Genomic DNA, 16,893 nt, shown 5'->3' with positions numbered 1-16,893 from the left:
CACTCCGGGCACGTCACTTCAGTGCGCGGCAAACTGCGAGCGCAACTTGTGCTTTTCCACCTTGCCCGACGGCGTGCGCGGCAAGGCATCGATAAAGCGCACGTGGCGCGGCACCTTGTAGCCCGCCAGGCGCGCCTTGCAGTGGGCGATGACGGCATCGGCATCGAGTGTCGCGCCATCGCGCATCACCACCAGCGCCACGCCCACCTCGCCCCAGCGTGTATCGGCCGTGCCGATGACGGCGGCCTCGGCCACACCGGGCAGTTGAAAGAGCACGTTCTCGACTTCGGCGGGGTACACGTTCTCGCCGCCGGAGATGAACATGTCCTTGGCGCGATCGACGATGTAGTAATCGCCTTCATCGTCCACGTAGGCGATGTCGCCGGAATGCAGCCAGCCGTCATGGATGGCGGCGGCCGTGGCCTCGGGCAAGTTCCAGTAGCCGGGTGTGACGCCGGGGCCCTTGATCAGCAGCTCCCCCCGTTCACCCGGGGCAACGTCCGCGCCCAGCGGGTCAACCACGCGTGTGAGCATCGAGCCGACCGGCTTGCCGATGGTGCCGATCTTACGGCGCGCCGTGGCTTCGTCACAGACGAACACGGTCGGGCCGGTTTCCGTCATGCCGAAGCCGAAGCAGATCGTCACGCCCTTATCCAGGTACGCCTGCAGCAACGGCTGCGGCACCGGCGAGCCGCCGGCAGACATGTTGCGGATGGCGGAAAAATCCGCCTGCGTAAAGCCCGGATGCTGGCTCAGGAACAGGTACACGGAGGGCACGGCAAAGAACATCGTGATGCCCTCGCCCGAGCGGCGGTCGAGTTTGTCGAGCGTCACCTGCGCATCGAACTGGCGCAGGATGTGGACTGTTCCGCCCGCGTGCAGCACGGGATTGGCGTAGAGGTTGAGCCCGCCCGTATGGAAGAACGGCAGCACGCTCAGGAACACGTCATCGCGCGTGATCTTGTTGGCGAGCATGGCGTTGACGGCGTTGAAGAACACCATGCCGTAGGTCTGGATCACCCCCTTGGGGCGGCCCGTGGTGCCGGAGGTGTAGAGCAGGTGCCAGATTTCGTGCTCGTCGCGGCACGGCATTTCGATGACGTTGCCGGAGGCGGAGGCCAATGCCGCCTCGAATTCGATCCAGCCGGCGGGTGCACCGACAGGTTTGTCACCGGCCAGGTAGAGCACGGCACGCATGGATCTTGCGAGGTTCAGGTCAGCCGCCACGTCGTGGAAACCATCGCCAGCCACCAGCACATCCGGCGCGCAGTCCTGGAGGATCGGCAGCAGCTCCGCCACCGGCAGGCGCCAGTTCAGGCACACCATCACCATGCCGGCCTTGGCGCAGCCGTACAGCATCTCGAAATACGCGGCGCTGTTGTGCGCCAGTACCGCCACGCGCGCGCCAGGTGCCAGCTTCAGTTGCTGCGTCAGGACTTCGGCAAAGCGGCTGGCGCGTTCATCGAACTGCCGGTAGGTGACGCGGCGGCCGGAGTCGACATCGACCAGCGCCACCTTGTCGGGCGTGTGCTGGGCGTTCTTGTGCAGCCAATCGACGACGTACATGGCGGGAGTCTCCGTTATGACGCGATCTCGTGCGTGTCGTGACTGCCGCGCAAGCGCCCTACCACGCCCTGCGGGAAGTAGTACACGCTGAGGATGAACAGCAGGCCCAGCCACAGCAGCCAACGGTCCGGATGCAGCAGGTTGGACAGCAGCGGCACGGCGGCCGTGGCATCGCTGGCGAGCTTCATCACGTCTTGCAGATAGGTCTGCGCGAGCAGGAACAGCGTGGTACCGATGATGGCGCCGTACAGCGTGCCCATGCCGCCGATCACGACGATCAGCAGGATGTCGACCATGATCTCGAACGACAGCGAGGTGTCCGGTCCGTTGTAGCGCAACCAGAGCGCCATCAGCACACCAGCCAGCGTGGCGAACACGGCCGAGAGCACCGTCGATACCGTGCGGTAAACCACCGTGCGGTAACCGATGGCCTCGGCGCGGAAGTCGTTCTCGCGAATCGCCTGGAGCACACGCCCGAACGGCGAGTTCACCAGCCGCAGGAGCATCAGGAACAGCACCGCCGCGCACACCAGCACGAAGTAGTACGACAGCAGCTTGCCGTTGAGCGGCACGCCAAACCATTCGGCATCGCCCAGCGAGAAGCCTGGCGTGAAGATCTCGGGCACTTTGAAGGTCAGGCCGTCTTCACCGCCCGTCCACTCTGAGAGTTGCGAGACCAGCGTGGCAAACGCGGTGGCCACCGCCAGCGTGATCATCGCGAAGAAAATCGCCCGCACGCGCAGCGAGAACAGCCCGATCACAAAGGCCAGCACGGCGGACACGACCACCGCGCCCAGCGTGCCGACCAGCAAGGCGCCCCACCCCGGCTCCATGTTCGACATGGCAATTGCCACGCCATACCCGCCGATGCCGAAGAACATCGTATGGGCGAACGACACAACGCCGGTATAGCCCAGCAGCAGGTCGTAGCTCGCCACCAGCACGACGAAGATGCAGATCTTGGCCGCCATATTGAGCGCACGCGCGCCCGGAAACAGAAACGGCGCGCACAGCAGCGCCAGCAGGATGATGACCAGCAGCACGGTCAGCGTTCGGCTGCGGGGCAGATCACCGGAAAGCATTCGGATCATGGTCGACTCGCTCCGTTCAACGCTTGGCCACCGGATACAAACCCTGCGGCCGCCACAGCAGGATCAGCATCATCAGCAGGATGTTCGAGAACAGCGCCACCTTCGGGAACAGGAAGCCGGTGTAGTTGGCCATCAGCCCCACCAGCACCGCGCCGATAAAGCAGCCCGTGGTCGAGCCCAGCCCGCCGATGATGATGACAATGAAGATCAGCACATTCACCTGCGAACCGATCGCCGCGGTGATGTTCTCCTGGTATAGCCCCCACAGCACGCCGCCCAGGCCGGCCAGCGCCGCGCCCACCACAAACACGCCGATGAACAGCCGGCGGATGCGGTAGCCCAGCGACTCCACCATCTCGCGGTTTTCCACCCCGGCGCGGATCAGCAGGCCGATGCGCGTGCGGTTGAGCACCAGCAGCATCGCCACGAAGATCACCAGCCCCAGCACCACGGCAATGAGCCGATATTTCTCGATGGCCGCGTCGCCCAGCAGCACGGCGCCTCGGAAGGTGGCTGGCGCCTGCAGTGCGATGGTCTCGGCGCCCCAGATGGCCTTGATCAGTTGTTCGGCGACGATCATGCCGCCCATGGTGATGAGGATCTGCTTGAGGTGCTGGCCGTACACCGGACGCACCACCACGCGCTCGAAGAACAGGCCCACGGCACCGGCCGCCACCATGGCCGCCACGATGGCCAGCGCGAACACGCCCAGGTTGAGCGCGAGGCTGTCGGCCTCCACCCAGGCCTGCATCGGCAGCAATACCGAAGCCGCCACGTACGCCCCCAGCGCGATGAAGGCACCGTGCCCGAAATTGAGCACGTCCATCAGCCCGAACACCAGTGTGAGGCCGGACGACACCACAAAAATGATCATGCCCATCGCCAGCCCGGCAATGGTGAGCGTGAGCCACGTCGAGGTGCTGCCGACCAGCGGCAGCGCTACCAGCATTAGCAGCGGTGCGAGCGCAAGCGGTGTCCAGTCGAGCCGAACCTTCGGCAGGTCGGCGGGTGCCGCGGGAACGCCGAGCGAGGTTGAGGAAATCGTCATCTGTGTTGGCTCCGTGGAGCGCTGCGGTTCCATGCCAAGGCCGTTCATTGATGCGCCGCCAGCGACAGACCGAGCAGCCGCTGCTGCAGCGCTTCGTCTTCGGCCAGGGCAGCCATGCGGCCGGTGTGCACGACCTTGCCGTCATCCATTACGGCCACCGTATCGCCCACGGACTTGGCCATGTGGAAGTTCTGCTCCACCAGCAGGATCGAGACCTCGGTCTGCTTGAGCTCCCGGAACACCGCGATCATGTTCTGGATGATGGCCGGCGCCAGCCCCTTGGTCGGCTCGTCGACGATCAGCAGCTTGCGCGGCTCGATGATGGCGCGCGCCACCGAGAGCATCTGCTTCTGCCCACCCGACAGGACCCCCGCACGCTGGTGCCAGAAGATTTTGAGCGCCGGAAACATGCGGAAGACCCAGTCGAGCCGCTTTTCGTCGACGGGCCCGCCGCGTGCGGCCAGGCGCATGTTCTCGGCCACGGTCAGGTCGGCAAACACGCCCATGTTCTCCGGCACGTAAGCAATGCCGAGCTGGGCGATGGCCGGCGTATGGCGGCGCGCGATATCGACGCCGTCGAACTCCACCTTGCCCGCGCTCGCCTGCCACAAACCCATGATGGTGCGCAGCGTGGTGGTCTTGCCGGCGCCGTTGCGCCCGAGCAGCATGGTCACGCCGCCGCGCGGCACCTCGAAGCTCACGCCGTGCAGGATGTGATACGGCCCGATGTGGGTCTGTACGTCCGTCAGACGCAGAATCGGCGCAGTGTGTATGTCAGCCATGGGCCACCTCCGCAGTCGGCTCGGCCGTGCCCAGATAGGCCTGCTGCACGATGGGCGAAGCAATGACCTCCGCCGGATCGCCATCGGCCATCAGCGTGCCGTTGTGCAGCACGATGATGCGGTCGGCCAGCGAGCGCACCACATCCATCTTGTGCTCGACCAGCAGCACGGTCTTGGTCTTGTCCTGCTTGATCTCGTGGATCAGGTCGAGAATCACGGGCACCTCGTCCACGCTCATCCCGGCGGTCGGCTCATCGAACATGAAGATGCGCGGCTGCAGTGCCAGCAGGATGGCCACCTCCAGCTTGCGCTGGTCGCCATGCGAGAGCGATGCGACCGTCTGGCTGCGCTTGTCGGCCAGGGCCACGCGCGCAAGGCAAGCCATCGCCTCGTCGCGGATGGCGCGGTGGCTGCTCCACACCGAGAACAGGTCCAGCCCGCGATGCAGCCGCGCCTGCACTGCCAGCCGCACATTCTCCAGTACCGGCAGGTTCGGGAACAGGCTGGTGAGCTGGAACGCACGCCCGATGCCACGGCGCGTCTTGGCCGAGATGGGCAGCCGTGTTACGTCGTCGCCGCCCAGCAGAATGTGCCCGGCGGAGGGTGGCAACTGGCCCGAGATCAGGTTGAAGTAAGTCGTCTTTCCCGCGCCGTTGGGGCCGACGATGCAGGTCAGCTCGCCAGGCCGGAACGCGCACGACACCGCGTTGACGGCCACGTGGCCGCCAAAGCGGATGGTCAGCCCGCGCGTTTCCAGCGCGGGCGTGCCTTCGGGGGAAGTTGCGCTTGTGCTCATCAGCGGTGGTTGCGGATCGGCACGTTCATCTCTTCGGGCTTGATCTCGCGGACCAGCTCCGGCACGCCCCACGCAAACGCCGGGTCCACCTTGATCTTGAAGTGGTACATCGACTGCATGGCCTGGTGGTCTTCCTTGCGGAAGGTCATCTTGCCCTTGGGCGTGTCGAACGACATGCCTTCCATGGTCGAGATCAGCTTCTCGGTGTTGGTGTCGCCACCCGTCTTCTTGAGCGCTTCCACCAACGCAATGCCGGCCGCCATGCCGCCCGCCGTGAAGAAATCAGGCGGCGTCTTGAACTTGGCGTAGTGCGTCGATACCAGCCACTCGTTGACCTTGTTCTTGGGGATACCGAAGTAGTAATACGTCGCCCCTTCCATGCCCGGCAGGTTCTTGTACGCACTCATGGCGGGCAGAATGTTGCCGCCGCTGGCGATCTCAATGCCGTAGCGCTTCGGGTCCAGGTCGGCAATCTTGAACGGGTTGCCCGCGCCGGCCCAGATGATGAAGATGATCTTGCGGCCCGGCTTGTCCTTGAGCGAATCGAACAGCCGCTGCGCGCCCGCGGTGAAGTCGGTGGTGCTGGTCGGCAGGTATTCCTCGTGCACGACCTTGGCATTCTTCAGCGCCCCCTTGAAGGCCTTCACGCCGTCGCGGCCGAAGGCGTAGTCCTGCGCCAGCGTGGCGATCTGCACGCCCGGCTTGTCCAGCGCCACAGCATTGGCAATCGCATCCTGCGACGAGTTGCGGCCGGTGCGGAAGATGTAGCGATTCCACTTTTCGCCGGTAATGGAATCGGCCACGGCCGGCTCCACCAGCAGAATCTTCTTGTATTCCTCGGCCACCGGCAGCATGGCCAGCGCCGTGCCGGAAGACGTGGGGCCGACGGCGATGTCGGCGCGGTCGTCGCTGTATGCGGCAGCCAATTGCGCCTTGGCCACGTCGGGCTTGCCCTGGGTGTCCTTCTCGATCACCACCAGCTTGTTGCCGTTGACGGTCATGGTGCCGCCGGTGGCGTACTCCAGGCCCATCATCAGGCCGGTCTGCGTCTGCTTGGCGTAGGCCTCCAGCGCGCCGGTCTTATCGTAGACGTGGGCAATCTTGATGTCCTTGGCCAGCGCGCTGCCGACTGCCAGCAGGCTGGCAGCCAGGGCTGCAGCACGGATTGCTGCACGAATGGCCGTGCGATTACGTTGCATCGTTGTCTCCTTCGGTGGTTCCGCTGTTCTTATGGGGTGGAATCCTGCTGAGGCTGCGTCCGAGGCGGTGGCCCTATGTGCGCTTGCCTCTATCTAAAAACCTTCGCATGCCGGCGTCCGCCTCCGCCGTCTGGATTTGCGCGACAAAGGCGGCGCGCTCGCGCTCAAGACCGTCCGCCAGCGCCTGCGAATCCCAACGCAGCAATGCGCGGGTCTGCGCCACGCTGCCGCGCACCTTGTCCTGTATGCCCACCGCCAGTGCCATGGCCGTGTGCTCGGCCTGCCCCGATTCAACCACGCGTGCGGCCAGGCCCAGCGCGCCGGCCTCCTCGGCCGTCAGCGTGGTGTTGTTCAGTTGCCAGGCCCGGGCACGCGCCGTGCCCACAAGCTGCGGCAGCATGGCCGTCCAGCCGCCGTCGGGGCTGAAGCCGACCACGGTGTAGAACGGCGCAATGCGCACGTCATGGCTCAGCACGGCCATGTCGCATGCCAGCACCAACCCCAGCGAGCCACCGGTCAGCCAGCCCTCCACCGCTGCGATGATCGGACAGCGCAGCGCGCTCACCCGCAGAATCGTCCGGTTCAACAACTCCAGCAGACGGTCGGCATAGGCCGGCAGCGCATTGCCCTGCGAAGCCAGCGCCTCGACATCGCCGCCGGTGGAAAAATTGCGGCCCGCGTGGGTCAGGACAACCACCTCGACCTGCGAATCCGCCTCGGCCCTGTCAAGCGCAGCCAGCAAGCCTTCAAGCAATTCCGGCACCAGGCTGTTATGCCTTGCCGGGCGATTCAGCCGCACGATGGCTGTGCCACCGATACGCTCGAACAGAGCAAGCTCGCTGGCCGGCATGTTCATCGCGCCACCAGCCCGTGCGTGATCAGGTCGTGCGCGGCCTCGACCACCTTGTCCATCGATTCCGGTTTCTGCCAGAGCGCGTAGCGCATGCCGAGGAAATTGCTGATACCGATCAGGCACCAGGCCCGCACCTCGGCATCGCCCGGTGCGATCTCGCCCTGTGCCTCGGCATCGCCGAGCCGGCGGCTGTACAGATCGGCAAAGACCTGGAAATAGCCACGATAGATGCTCTCGTCCACCGAGTACGAATCCAGCACGATGCGGTACAGGTTCTTGTGGCGCGAGACGAACGACAGGAACGCCTTCAGGCCAAGCTGCTCGGCTTCGATCTGCGAGCTGGCCGCCGCGACATGCTTGCGCAGATGCCCGCGCACCAGTTCCAGCATGTGCGCCACCAGCGCACGGAACACGTCTTCCTTGTCCTTGAAGTACAGGTAGAAGGTGCCCATGGCGACTTCGGCCTCCTGCGTGATCTCGGAGATCGACGCGGCGTAGTAGCCCTTCTCGCCAAACACCTTTTCTGCGGCGCGCAGCAGCGACTCGCGCGTCTTCTGGCCGCGCGCGGTCTTGGGTTGGGAAACGTCGGAATCTGCCTGGGACATTCATACCTCACTGTTCGGGCGCAACATCACAATCGCGCCCGCAAAAACATGATGACTGATTCAGGTTTCATGATATAAACGTCGAAATCGGGATGTCAATAGATGGCTTTCCCGCACCTTGCCAAGGAACTGCCGGTGGATGTTTCGTCTTCGGCGCACGCTTGCGGCGCGGCGCCTGCCTTCGTGGAATTTGCCGCCCGTGCGGGCTTGCCCGGCTGGCGTGAGGCCGGCACCGGGCGGCCGTTGCTGTTGCTGCACGGGTGGTCGGTATCAGGCGAAGTCTTTGACGGCCAGCGGGCGTTGGCACTGCAGGGCTACCGCGTCATCGCACCGGACCATGCCGGTCACGGCCTGTCTGCTGCCCTACGGCCATCCGGCGCGACCATTGCGGGCCTGACGGCGGACGCGGCTGCGCTGATGCGCCATCTGGAGCTCGACGATGCGGTGGTGGTGGGGTGGTCGATGGGCGCCATGGTGGCGTGGGAGCTGATGCGCAGCCAACCCAGCCTGCGAATCGCCATGATCGGCAGCATTGACATGACGCCGCGACTCGTCACCAGCCCTGATTGGTCGCATGGCCTGCATGGCCACTACGACATGGCGCAGGCGGCACAGATGGCAACCCGGATTCGACAGCGTTGGGAAAGCTTGATGGCACCCGTGGCGGCAGGCCTATGGGCAGCAGGCGTGCAGCCGGATACCGGGCTGACGCGCGATGTGATGCGCATGATGCGGCAATGCGCCCCCGGGACGCTGGCCGCACTGTGGGAAGACATGGCCAGGCAGGATTTCCGCGTGTTGCTGCAGGCGGCACGCTGGCCGTTGTTCCACCTGTATGGGGAGCGCAGCCGCCTCTACGCCCCCGATGTCGGCCGCGCCACGCTGGCGCTGCACCCTGCGGCGCAGGTTGCCACGATCCCTGGCACCGGGCACGCGCCGCACCTCGAACGGCCGGACGCGTTCAATGCCGTGTTGCTGCAAATGTTGCGCGCTCAGGAGAGCACGCGATAGCTCCACAGCCCCACCATCGTCAGGAACAACGAACCGCCCAGGTGCGCCACGATGTGCACCACGCCGATCACATAGTCACCGGCCAGGATGTTGGCGATGACCTCGCTTGAAAACGTCGAGAACGTCGTCAATCCGCCCATGAAGCCGGTCACCGCCAACAAACGCCATTCCGGCGGCAGGCTTGAGTGCGCATCGAAAAAACCGACCGCCACACCAATCAGATAGCCGCCCAGCAAGTTCGCGGCCAGCGTGCCATACGGCAGCGCCGGGTAGATTGCATTCCACAGCACCGCAAAGAACCAGCGCAGCCACGCCCCTAGAGCAGCGCCTACGCCTACTGCCAGGAATCCCATCCCGCTCATGCCTTGTTTCCTTGTTATTCGTAGTCGTTCGGTTGTGCCGACGCGCCAGCTGGACTGGCGGCCGCGTTGCTGGTGACGATGCCCCAGCGCGCCAGGGCCTTATCGTCCGTCACACGCGCATCAACCCAGCGGGCGCCCTCGGGCGTCTGTTCCCTCTTCCAGAACGGCGCCTCGCTCTTGAGGTAATCCATGATGAATTCGCAGGCAGCGAAAGCCTCGCCGCGATGCTTGGACGCCACCGCCACCAGCACGATCTGGTCTTCCGGCTTGAGCTTGCCGACGCGGTGGATGACCAGCGCGTCGATCAGCTCCCAGCGCTGCATGGCCGCGCTGACGATGCTGGCCAGCGCCTTCTCGGTCATGCCGGGATAGTGCTCCAGCTCCATCTCCGACACGCCGGTGCCGTCGTTGATGTCGCGCACCGTACCGATAAAGCTCGCCACCGCGCCAATGTTCGCGCGGCCGGCACGCAGTGCGGCGATCTCGGCGCCCAGATCGAAGTCGGCCTCTTGCACGCGGACGGACATGATCGCGCTCCTTGGCTCAGCCGCCTGTGACGGGCGGGAAGAACGCAACCTCGCAGCCGTCGCGCAAGGCGGTGTCTGCAGGCACGATCTGGTGGTCCACCGCCATGCGCAGGGCACGGCCTTCGGCCAGCGCTTCGGCCCACACGGGGCCGCGCGCAATCAACCAGCGGCGCACGTCGCCCACGGTGCGCAAGGTGTCCGGCACGGTCGCCACCTCATGCGAGGTGCCCAATTGCTCGCGCACACTGGCAAAGAAACGCAGCTCGATCCGCATGCTCATCGCTCCTTACACCAGCCCGCCAAACGGGAGGAAATTCACCACATCGCCCGGTGCGATCGGCTGGTTGGGCGGGTTGTCGATCAGGCCGTCGCCCCACACGGTAGAAGTCAGCACGCCCGAACTCTGGTTCGGGAACAGGTCCAACCCGCCATTGGCATTGATGCGCGCGCGCAGGAACTCGTTGCGACGGTCGCCCTTGGGGAAAGCGAAATCTGCGCGCATTGGAATGCGCTTTGGCGAAACATCAGCCACACCTTGCAGGCGCAGGATGAACGGCCGCACAAACAGAAGAAACGTCACAAAGCTCGATACGGGGTTGCCCGGCAGGCCAATGAAGAACGCCGTTGGCCCGCCCACCATGCCTTCCGGCCGGCGCACCTCGCCAAAGGCCAGCGGCTTGCCCGGCTTGATGGCGATCTGCCACATGTTCAGGCGCCCTTCGGCTTCCACGGCGGGCTTGATGTGGTCTTCCTCGCCCACCGACACACCGCCGGAGGTGATGATCAGGTCGTGGCCTTCTGCCGCCTCGCGCAGCGTGTCACGCGTGGCCTCCAGCGTGTCGGGCACGATGCCGAAATCGGTGATCTCGCAGCCAAGGTTCTCCAGCAGCGCGCGCAGCGTGAAGCGGTTGGAGTTGTAGATGGCGCCGGGCTGGAGCAGCTCGCCGGGCATGGCAAGCTCGTCACCGGTAAAGAACACGGCCACGCGCGGACGGCGCACGACCTGCAGGTTGGCGCAGCCGACGGATGCAGCCAGCCCAAGTTGTTGCGCGCCCAGGCGCGTGCCGCGCGACAGGATCTCGGCGCCCGCGGCGATGTCCTCGCCAGCGCGGCGAATCCACTCGCCTGATTCCGGCACGTGGTCGATCACGACGGTGCCCGTGCCCGGGTCGGCGTTGCACTGCTCCTGCATGACCACGGCGTCAGCGCCCGGCGGGATCAGCGCGCCAGTAAAGATGCGTGCCGCCTCGCCCGCGTTCAGCGGCTGGCCAACGTGGCCAGCGGGAATGCGCTGCGCCACCTTCAGGCGCGTGCCCGGCGCAGCGATATCGGCCGCGCGTACGGCGTAGCCATCCATCTGCGTGTTGTCGGCCGGCGGCACATTCAGGCTGCTGCGCACGGCTTGCGCCAGCACGCGGCCGTTGGCGTGCAGCGTCAGCACGGTTTCAACCTCAGGCAAAACGCGTGCAGCGGCGAGCAATTGCGACAGCGCCGCTTCAAGGGTCAGCAAGGACGGTTTGACGGCGGGAGCATCGTTAGCGGACATGCGAGAAGCGAAATCAGGGAGAGATTTCGATTGTATCGGTTCTGTGGCGGCGCCATGCATCAGCGCCGCTGTATCACGCGAATGCGTTGGCGAGCGCCGCTCGCAGTGCCGGCACGATGTGCGCGTCGAACCACGGATTGTGTTTGAACCAGGCCAGGTTGCGCGGGCTCGGATGCGGCAGCGGAAACAGCACACGCCCCTCCTCGTCCCGTACAGGCCCATTGCGCACCACGTCGGTCAACGACCAGTCGCGCGGAACATCCAGGTAGTAGCGCTGCGCATACGTGCCGACCAGCAGCGCCAGCTTGACCTCCGGCATGGCCGTCAGCAGCGGCCGATGCCACTGCGGCGCGCATTCCGGCCGCGGCGGCAGATCGCCGTTCGGGCCGGTGCCGGGAAAGCAGAAACCCATGGGCACCACGGCGATACGCTTGTCGGCGTAGAAATCGTCGTATGGGATTTGCAGCCACTGCCGCAGGCGGTCGCCCGAGCGGTCGTTCCAGGGAATACCCGTCTCGTGGACAATGCGCCCCGGCGCCTGCCCGACGATCAGCACATGGGCACGGCGGTCCGCCAGAACAACCGGACGCGGCTCATGCGCGAGCGCGCCTTTGCACAGGCGGCAGGCGCGGATGTCATGCAGGCAGCCCGCAAACGCTGCCTGGTCTACGTCATCCGACACCTGCGCCATGCTTTCAAAGGCCGGTGTGCTGGGCGATGTACGCCTTCACGCGATCGGCATCGGCGGGCATGACCTCGAAGCGCTGCGGCAGCGATTCGATGTCGGCGTAACCGGCCGGCCGCTCGGGCTCGCGGTCCAGCGCCTCGCGGATGGTGTCGCCGAACTTGGCCGGCAGCGCCGTTTCCAGCACCACCATCGGCACGCCCGGCGACAGGTGCTCGCGCGCGACCTTCACGCCGTCGGCGGTGTGCGTGTCGATCATCGTGCCGTAGCGGGCAAAGACGTCGCGGATCGTGTCCACGCGGTCCTCGTGCGTGCTGCGGCCCGAGACGAAACCGAACTCGGCGACGCGGTCGAATTCAGGCTTGCCCGTCAGCGAGAAGCCGCCCTTGGTTTCCACGTCGCTGAAGAGCTGCGCGAGGCGCGCCGGGTCGCGGCCCAGCAGATCGAACACGAAGCGCTCGAAGTTCGACGCCTTGCTGATGTCCATGCTCGGGCTCGACGTGTGGTACGTCTGCGCGGCCGAACGCACGCGGTACGTGCCGGTGCGGAAGAACTCGTCGAGCACGTCGTTCTCGTTGGTGGCAACCACCAGCTTGTCGATCGGCAAACCCATCATGCGCGCGATGTGACCGGCGCAGACGTTGCCGAAGTTGCCCGACGGCACGCAGAACGACACCTTGTCGCCGATCTTCGGGGCGGCCAGCAGGTAACCCTTGAAGTAATAGACGACCTGGGCCACCACGCGCGCCCAGTTGATCGAGTTGACCGTGCCGATCTTCTGGCGGGCCTTGTATTCCAAATCGTTGGAGACGGCCTTGACGATGTCCTGCGCGTCGTCGAACACGCCTTCGATGGCGATGTTGAAGATGTTCTTGTCTTGCAGGCTGAACATCTGCGCGGTCTGGAACGCGCTCATCTTGCGGTGCGGGCTGAGCATGAACACGCGCACGCCGCGCTTGCCGCGCATGGCGTATTCGGCCGCGCTGCCCGTATCGCCGGAAGTGGCGCCCAGGATGTTCAACTCGGCATGCTCGCGGTCGAGTGCGTATTCGAACAGGTTGCCCAGCAACTGCATCGCCATGTCCTTGAAGGCCAGCGTCGGGCCGTTGGACAGGCACAGCAGCGACAGCGAGGTACCACCCTCATCGCCCAGGCGGTGCAGCGGCGTGATGTCGGCGGTGTTGTCGCCAGCGCGCGCGTTGCAGTAGACCTCGGGCGTGTACGTGCGGCGAGCCAGCGCGCGCAGGTCGTCTTCGGGAATGTCGGTGGCGAACTTGCGCAGGATATCGAAGGCGAGATCGGCGTACGGCAAATCGCGCCAGCGGGTCAGTTCCTCAACGCTGACTTGCGGGTACTGCTCGGGCAGGTACAGGCCGCCGTCCGGCGCCAGACCGCCCAGCAGGATGCGGGAGAAGCTTTGCGGCTCGCTATGGCCGCGCGTGGATCGGTATTGCATGCTCATGGCTGTCTCGAAAACGTCGTGCGCTCAGTTCAGTTCTTCCATGCGGATGCGCGTGACCTTCGACAGCACGGTCGGCAGCGCCTCAATGGCGGCAATGGCGGCGTTCACGCGTTTTTCCACCGTCACGTGCGACAGCATGATGATGTCGGTCTGCGGCTCGCCTTCACGCGACTCCTTCTGCAGCATCGCGTCGATGGAGATGCCGCGCTCAGCGAGGATACGGGTGATGTCGGCCAGCACGCCGGTTTCGTCAGCCACGCGCATGCGCAGGTAGTAGCTCGATCGCACTTCGTCGATCGGCAGGATCGGCGTGTCAGACAGCTCGTCGGGCTGGAAGGCCAGGTGCGGCACGCGGTGCTCGGGGTCAGCCGTGTGCAGGCGCGTCACGTCCACCAAGTCGGCGACGACGGCCGAAGCGGTCGGCTCCGCGCCAGCGCCCTTGCCGTAATACAGCGTCGGGCCCACGGCGTCGCCGTTGACGACCACGGCATTCATCGCGCCTTCCACGTTGGCGATCAGACGTTTGGCCGGCACCAGAGTCGGGTGCACGCGCAGTTCGATGCCGGCATCGGTGCGGCGCGTAATGCCCAGCAGCTTGATGCGATAGCCGAGCTCCTCGGCGTAGCGGATATCGACGGCTTCCAGCTTGGTGATGCCCTCAACGTATGCACGCTCGAACTGCACCGGCACGCCAAAGGCGATGGCGCTCATGAGTGTGAGCTTGTGCGCGGCGTCAAAGCCCTCGATATCGAACGTCGGATCGGCCTCGGCATAGCCCAGGCGCTGCGCTTCCTTCAACACGGTGTTGAAGTCGAGACCCTTCTCGCGCATCTCCGAGAGGATGAAGTTCGTGGTGCCGTTGATGATGCCGGCGATCCACTCGATGCGGTTGGCCGTCAGCCCCTCGCGCAGCGCCTTGATGATGGGAATACCGCCGGCCACGGCCGCCTCGAACGCCACCATCACGCCCTTGTCCTGGGCGGCCTTGAAGATCTCGTTGCCGTGCACCGCCAGCAGCGCCTTGTTGGCGGTGACGACGTGCTTGCCGTTGGCAATCGCGCGCAGCACCAGCTCGCGCGTCAGGTCATAGCCGCCGATCAGCTCCACGACGATGTCGATGTCGGGCGAATCCACCACGGCAAACGGGTCGTTCACCACCGGCACGCTCGCACCGGCTTCCTGCACGATGGCACGGGCCTTGTCGACATTGCGCACCGCAATCATGGCGACCTCGATACCGCGCCCCGCGCGACGCCGGATTTCTTCCTGGTTCCGTTGCAGAACCTTGAGCGTACCGCCACCGACGGTACCGAGCCCGAGCAGGCCGATCTTGATGGGATTCATGAGACGTATCGTAGGAAAACGAAAAAGCGGAAAGGCAAAAAACAGACAGGGCAGACGCTTCGGTCTGCCCCGCAACAACTGATCTGGCGGAAGACCGGATTAAGCGGCCCGGATGCCAGTACCGTGACGCTGACGGTACCGCTCCAGGAAGCGCGCAATTCGGCCAATGGCCTCGCGCAGATCGTCCTCGTGCGGCAGGAAGACGATGCGGAAGTGATCCGGCGAGTGCCAGTTGAAGCCCGTGCCCTGCACCAGCAGCACGCGTTCCTCCTCCAGCAGTTGGCGGATGAATAGCTGATCGTCCTCGATCGGGTACACCGACGGATCGAGACGCGGGAACATGTACAGCGCCGCCTTCGGCTTCACGCAGGTCACGCCAGGAATGGCAGTGATCAACTCGTGCGCCAGGTCACGCTGACGACGCATGCGGCCGCCCGGCGCCACCAGGTCGTTGATGCTCTGATAGCCGCCCAGCGCGGTCTGGATCGCCCACTGACCCGGCACGTTGGCACACAGTCGCATCGACGACAGCATGTTCAGGCCTTCGATGTAGTCCTTGGCCGGGCGCTTGTCACCGGACACGACCATCCAGCCCGCGCGGTAGCCGCACGAGCGATAGCTCTTGGACAGGCTGTTGAACGTAATCGTCAGCACGTCTTCCGACAGCGAGCCGAGGGCGGTGTGCTTGTTGCCGTCGAACAGGACCTTGTCGTACACCTCGTCCGCGAAGATCACCAGACCGTGCTCGCGCGCAATGGCAACGATGCCGCGCAGCAGTTCGTCGGAATACAGCGCGCCGGTCGGGTTGTTCGGGTTGATGACGACGATGCCCTTGGTGTTGGGCGTAATCTTGGAGCGAATGTCGTCCAGATCCGGCATCCAGCCGTTGGACTCGTCGCAGTAATAATGCACCGGCGTACCGCCCGACAGGCTGGTCATGGCGGTCCACAGCGGGTAATCAGGGGCCGGCAGCAGCAACTCGTCACCTTCGTCGAGCAACGCGTTGGTGGCCAGCGCGATCAGTTCCGACGCCCCGTTGCCCAGGTAAATGTCATCCAGCGTGACGTTCTTGATCCCCTGTTCCTGCGTGTAGTGCATCACCGCCTTGCGCGCCGCGAAGATGCCCTTGGAATCCGAATAGGCAGCCGAATTCGGCAGGTTTCGGATCATGTCCTGCTGGATCTCTTCCGGGGCATCGAAACCGAACACGGCCAGGTTGCCGATGTTCAGCTTGATGATCTTGTGGCCCTCTTCCTCCATCTGCTTGGCCTTCTCGAGCACGGGGCCACGGATGTCATAGCAGACGTTGTTGAGCTTGGCGGATTTTTGGATCGTTTTCACGGGCGGCGTCGAGCGGGCTTGGATTGGCGGAATTTTGTCGTGCAGCAAAGCGGCGCGGGTGATACCGCTTGCGCAGGCAAGCGCTGCGCTCTTCCTTGCCGGGCGTCGCTTGTGGCGCGGCGGGCAAAGGAGAGAAAAAGATATAATTTAGCCCATTATGACAGACTTCGGCGCGCATTTTGCAATGCAGCGAGATCCGCCTGCCGGCTGCAAGAAATGCAGCCCGGAAGTCTGAAACCTAGCGCCCTGCCGCCATCCGTGCCGCAGCCATCGCGCCCGATGGGATTCCCGCCTTGAAGCTCCACTCATCTGATACATCCGCCGTCCTCAATACCGTTACCGCTTATGGCGACGGCTATATCGAAATCAACAAGGTGCGCCACGAGCAATCCGTGCTGGTCATGCCCGAAGGCGCCGTCGTGCCGTGGGACGTTGCCCGCTTTGAAGACCTGACCCCTGAACATTTCGCCCGCCTGCTGATGCTGGGCGCAGAAGTGGTGGTATTCGGCTCCGGCAACAAGCTGCGCTTTCCGCACCCGCGCCTGACCGCGTCGCTCACCGAAAAGCGTATTGGCGTAGAGGCCATGGACCTGCAAGCCGCCGGCCGCACCTACAACATCCTGATGCTGGAGGGCCGCAAGGTGGCCGCCGCGTTGCTGATCGAACGCGCCTGAC

The 16,893-nt window shown here is 64.8% G+C and carries 19 protein-coding genes; 2 read left to right on the top strand and 17 right to left on the bottom strand.

Annotation, left to right across the window (positions count from 1 at the left end; translation table 11 throughout):
* Nucleotides 1-18 precede the first annotated feature (18 nt).
* From B4F51_RS10440 to B4F51_RS10405, 8 genes are all read right to left on the bottom strand, one after another.
* Nucleotides 19-1,566, bottom strand: a complete 1,548-nt coding sequence (locus tag B4F51_RS10440; protein ID WP_296225239.1) for an acyl-CoA synthetase — start codon at nt 1,564-1,566, stop codon at nt 19-21.
* Between the two features lie 14 nt (nt 1,567-1,580).
* Nucleotides 1,581-2,657, bottom strand: coding sequence for a branched-chain amino acid ABC transporter permease (locus B4F51_RS10435; RefSeq protein WP_296225236.1), 1,077 nt, complete (start codon nt 2,655-2,657; stop codon nt 1,581-1,583).
* Nucleotides 2,658-2,673: 16 nt separating this feature from the next.
* Nucleotides 2,674-3,705, bottom strand: a complete 1,032-nt coding sequence (locus B4F51_RS10430; protein ID WP_296225234.1) for a branched-chain amino acid ABC transporter permease — start codon at nt 3,703-3,705, stop codon at nt 2,674-2,676.
* 44 nt (nt 3,706-3,749) lie between these two features.
* Nucleotides 3,750-4,487 carry an ABC transporter ATP-binding protein gene (locus tag B4F51_RS10425; protein WP_296225233.1) on the bottom strand — a complete coding sequence of 246 codons (738 nt, stop codon included), beginning with the start codon at nt 4,485-4,487 and terminating at the stop codon, nt 3,750-3,752.
* Entirely contained in the window at nt 4,480-5,283 is an 804-nt protein-coding gene (locus B4F51_RS10420; protein WP_296225231.1) for an ABC transporter ATP-binding protein, read from the bottom strand. The genes B4F51_RS10425 and B4F51_RS10420 overlap by 8 nt, the downstream gene beginning before the upstream one ends.
* Nucleotides 5,283-6,482: a substrate-binding domain-containing protein gene (locus B4F51_RS10415; protein WP_296225229.1), complete on the bottom strand. Its 1,200-nt coding sequence runs from the start codon at nt 6,480-6,482 to the stop codon at nt 5,283-5,285. The genes B4F51_RS10420 and B4F51_RS10415 overlap by 1 nt, the downstream gene beginning before the upstream one ends.
* A gap of 73 nt (nt 6,483-6,555) precedes the next feature.
* Nucleotides 6,556-7,338, bottom strand: a complete 783-nt coding sequence (locus tag B4F51_RS10410) for an enoyl-CoA hydratase/isomerase family protein (RefSeq protein ID WP_296225227.1) — start codon at nt 7,336-7,338, stop codon at nt 6,556-6,558.
* On the bottom strand, nt 7,335-7,940 hold the full coding sequence (locus B4F51_RS10405) for a TetR/AcrR family transcriptional regulator (protein WP_296225225.1): 606 nt from the start codon (nt 7,938-7,940) through the stop codon (nt 7,335-7,337). Before B4F51_RS10405 ends, B4F51_RS10410 begins: the two co-directional genes overlap by 4 nt.
* Before the next feature lie 102 nt (nt 7,941-8,042).
* Between B4F51_RS10405 and B4F51_RS10400 the strand changes: the two genes are divergently transcribed.
* Nucleotides 8,043-8,951, top strand: coding sequence for an alpha/beta fold hydrolase (locus B4F51_RS10400; RefSeq protein WP_296225223.1), 909 nt, complete (start codon nt 8,043-8,045; stop codon nt 8,949-8,951).
* Here the strand turns inward: B4F51_RS10400 and crcB are convergent.
* The 9 genes from crcB to B4F51_RS10355 all read right to left on the bottom strand — a co-directional run bounded on the left by crcB (nt 8,933) and on the right by B4F51_RS10355 (nt 16,396).
* The gene (gene crcB, locus B4F51_RS10395; RefSeq protein ID WP_296225221.1) at nt 8,933-9,313 is read right to left on the bottom strand and encodes a fluoride efflux transporter CrcB; all 381 of its coding nucleotides are present in this window, start codon (nt 9,311-9,313) and stop codon (nt 8,933-8,935) included. The genes B4F51_RS10400 and crcB overlap by 19 nt on opposite strands.
* A gap of 14 nt (nt 9,314-9,327) precedes the next feature.
* Nucleotides 9,328-9,840: a molybdopterin synthase catalytic subunit MoaE gene (moaE, locus tag B4F51_RS10390; protein ID WP_296225219.1), complete on the bottom strand. Its 513-nt coding sequence runs from the start codon at nt 9,838-9,840 to the stop codon at nt 9,328-9,330.
* A 16-nt stretch (nt 9,841-9,856) separates the two neighbouring features.
* Nucleotides 9,857-10,114 carry a molybdopterin converting factor subunit 1 gene (gene moaD, locus B4F51_RS10385; protein WP_296225218.1) on the bottom strand — a complete coding sequence of 86 codons (258 nt, stop codon included), beginning with the start codon at nt 10,112-10,114 and terminating at the stop codon, nt 9,857-9,859.
* Nucleotides 10,115-10,126: 12 nt separating this feature from the next.
* On the bottom strand, nt 10,127-11,386 hold the full coding sequence (gene glp, locus B4F51_RS10380) for a gephyrin-like molybdotransferase Glp (protein WP_296225217.1): 1,260 nt from the start codon (nt 11,384-11,386) through the stop codon (nt 10,127-10,129).
* A gap of 73 nt (nt 11,387-11,459) precedes the next feature.
* Nucleotides 11,460-12,077, bottom strand: coding sequence for a uracil-DNA glycosylase family protein (locus B4F51_RS10375; protein WP_296225215.1), 618 nt, complete (start codon nt 12,075-12,077; stop codon nt 11,460-11,462).
* Between the two features lie 4 nt (nt 12,078-12,081).
* On the bottom strand, nt 12,082-13,527 hold the full coding sequence (thrC, locus tag B4F51_RS10370) for a threonine synthase (RefSeq protein WP_296225357.1): 1,446 nt from the start codon (nt 13,525-13,527) through the stop codon (nt 12,082-12,084).
* Between the two features lie 30 nt (nt 13,528-13,557).
* On the bottom strand, nt 13,558-14,877 hold the full coding sequence (locus B4F51_RS10365; RefSeq protein ID WP_296225213.1) for a homoserine dehydrogenase: 1,320 nt from the start codon (nt 14,875-14,877) through the stop codon (nt 13,558-13,560).
* Nucleotides 14,878-14,976: 99 nt separating this feature from the next.
* Complete coding sequence (locus B4F51_RS10360) at nt 14,977-16,218, bottom strand: pyridoxal phosphate-dependent aminotransferase (protein WP_296225211.1); 1,242 nt, start codon at nt 16,216-16,218, stop codon at nt 14,977-14,979.
* A complete protein-coding gene (locus B4F51_RS10355) occupies nt 16,172-16,396 on the bottom strand; it encodes a hypothetical protein (protein WP_296225209.1) in 225 nt (74 codons plus the stop codon). The genes B4F51_RS10360 and B4F51_RS10355 overlap by 47 nt, the downstream gene beginning before the upstream one ends.
* Before the next feature lie 115 nt (nt 16,397-16,511).
* Between B4F51_RS10355 and B4F51_RS10350 the strand changes: the two genes are divergently transcribed.
* Complete coding sequence (locus tag B4F51_RS10350; protein WP_296225207.1) at nt 16,512-16,892, top strand: Mth938-like domain-containing protein; 381 nt, start codon at nt 16,512-16,514, stop codon at nt 16,890-16,892.
* Nucleotide 16,893 lies beyond the last annotated feature (1 nt).

The organism is Ralstonia sp. UBA689 (assembly GCF_002298975.1).
In the GTDB taxonomy this organism is placed as follows: Bacteria; Pseudomonadota; Gammaproteobacteria; order Burkholderiales; family Burkholderiaceae; genus Ralstonia.
The sequence above is the reverse complement of the archived record's forward strand: the minus strand, read 5'-3'. Positions and strand labels throughout refer to the sequence as shown.

Excerpts from the sequence above, each read along its gene's own strand:
- B4F51_RS10440 (WP_296225239.1), bottom strand. The coding sequence starts at position 1,566 with ATGTACGTCGTCGATTGGCTGCACAAGAACGCCCAGCACACGCCCGAC.
- B4F51_RS10435 (WP_296225236.1), bottom strand. The coding sequence starts at position 2,657 with ATGATCCGAATGCTTTCCGGTGATCTGCCCCGCAGCCGAACGCTGACC.
- B4F51_RS10430 (WP_296225234.1), bottom strand. The coding sequence starts at position 3,705 with ATGACGATTTCCTCAACCTCGCTCGGCGTTCCCGCGGCACCCGCCGAC.
- B4F51_RS10425 (WP_296225233.1), bottom strand. The coding sequence starts at position 4,487 with ATGGCTGACATACACACTGCGCCGATTCTGCGTCTGACGGACGTACAG.
- B4F51_RS10420 (WP_296225231.1), bottom strand. The coding sequence starts at position 5,283 with ATGAGCACAAGCGCAACTTCCCCCGAAGGCACGCCCGCGCTGGAAACG.
- B4F51_RS10415 (WP_296225229.1), bottom strand. The coding sequence starts at position 6,482 with ATGCAACGTAATCGCACGGCCATTCGTGCAGCAATCCGTGCTGCAGCC.
- B4F51_RS10410 (WP_296225227.1), bottom strand. The coding sequence starts at position 7,338 with ATGAACATGCCGGCCAGCGAGCTTGCTCTGTTCGAGCGTATCGGTGGC.
- B4F51_RS10405 (WP_296225225.1), bottom strand. The coding sequence starts at position 7,940 with ATGTCCCAGGCAGATTCCGACGTTTCCCAACCCAAGACCGCGCGCGGC.
- B4F51_RS10400 (WP_296225223.1), top strand. The coding sequence starts at position 8,043 with ATGGCTTTCCCGCACCTTGCCAAGGAACTGCCGGTGGATGTTTCGTCT.
- crcB (WP_296225221.1), bottom strand. The coding sequence starts at position 9,313 with ATGAGCGGGATGGGATTCCTGGCAGTAGGCGTAGGCGCTGCTCTAGGG.
- moaE (WP_296225219.1), bottom strand. The coding sequence starts at position 9,840 with ATGTCCGTCCGCGTGCAAGAGGCCGACTTCGATCTGGGCGCCGAGATC.
- moaD (WP_296225218.1), bottom strand. The coding sequence starts at position 10,114 with ATGCGGATCGAGCTGCGTTTCTTTGCCAGTGTGCGCGAGCAATTGGGC.
- glp (WP_296225217.1), bottom strand. The coding sequence starts at position 11,386 with ATGTCCGCTAACGATGCTCCCGCCGTCAAACCGTCCTTGCTGACCCTT.
- B4F51_RS10375 (WP_296225215.1), bottom strand. The coding sequence starts at position 12,077 with ATGGCGCAGGTGTCGGATGACGTAGACCAGGCAGCGTTTGCGGGCTGC.
- thrC (WP_296225357.1), bottom strand. The coding sequence starts at position 13,527 with ATGCAATACCGATCCACGCGCGGCCATAGCGAGCCGCAAAGCTTCTCC.
- B4F51_RS10365 (WP_296225213.1), bottom strand. The coding sequence starts at position 14,877 with ATGAATCCCATCAAGATCGGCCTGCTCGGGCTCGGTACCGTCGGTGGC.
- B4F51_RS10355 (WP_296225209.1), bottom strand. The coding sequence starts at position 16,396 with ATGCGCGCCGAAGTCTGTCATAATGGGCTAAATTATATCTTTTTCTCT.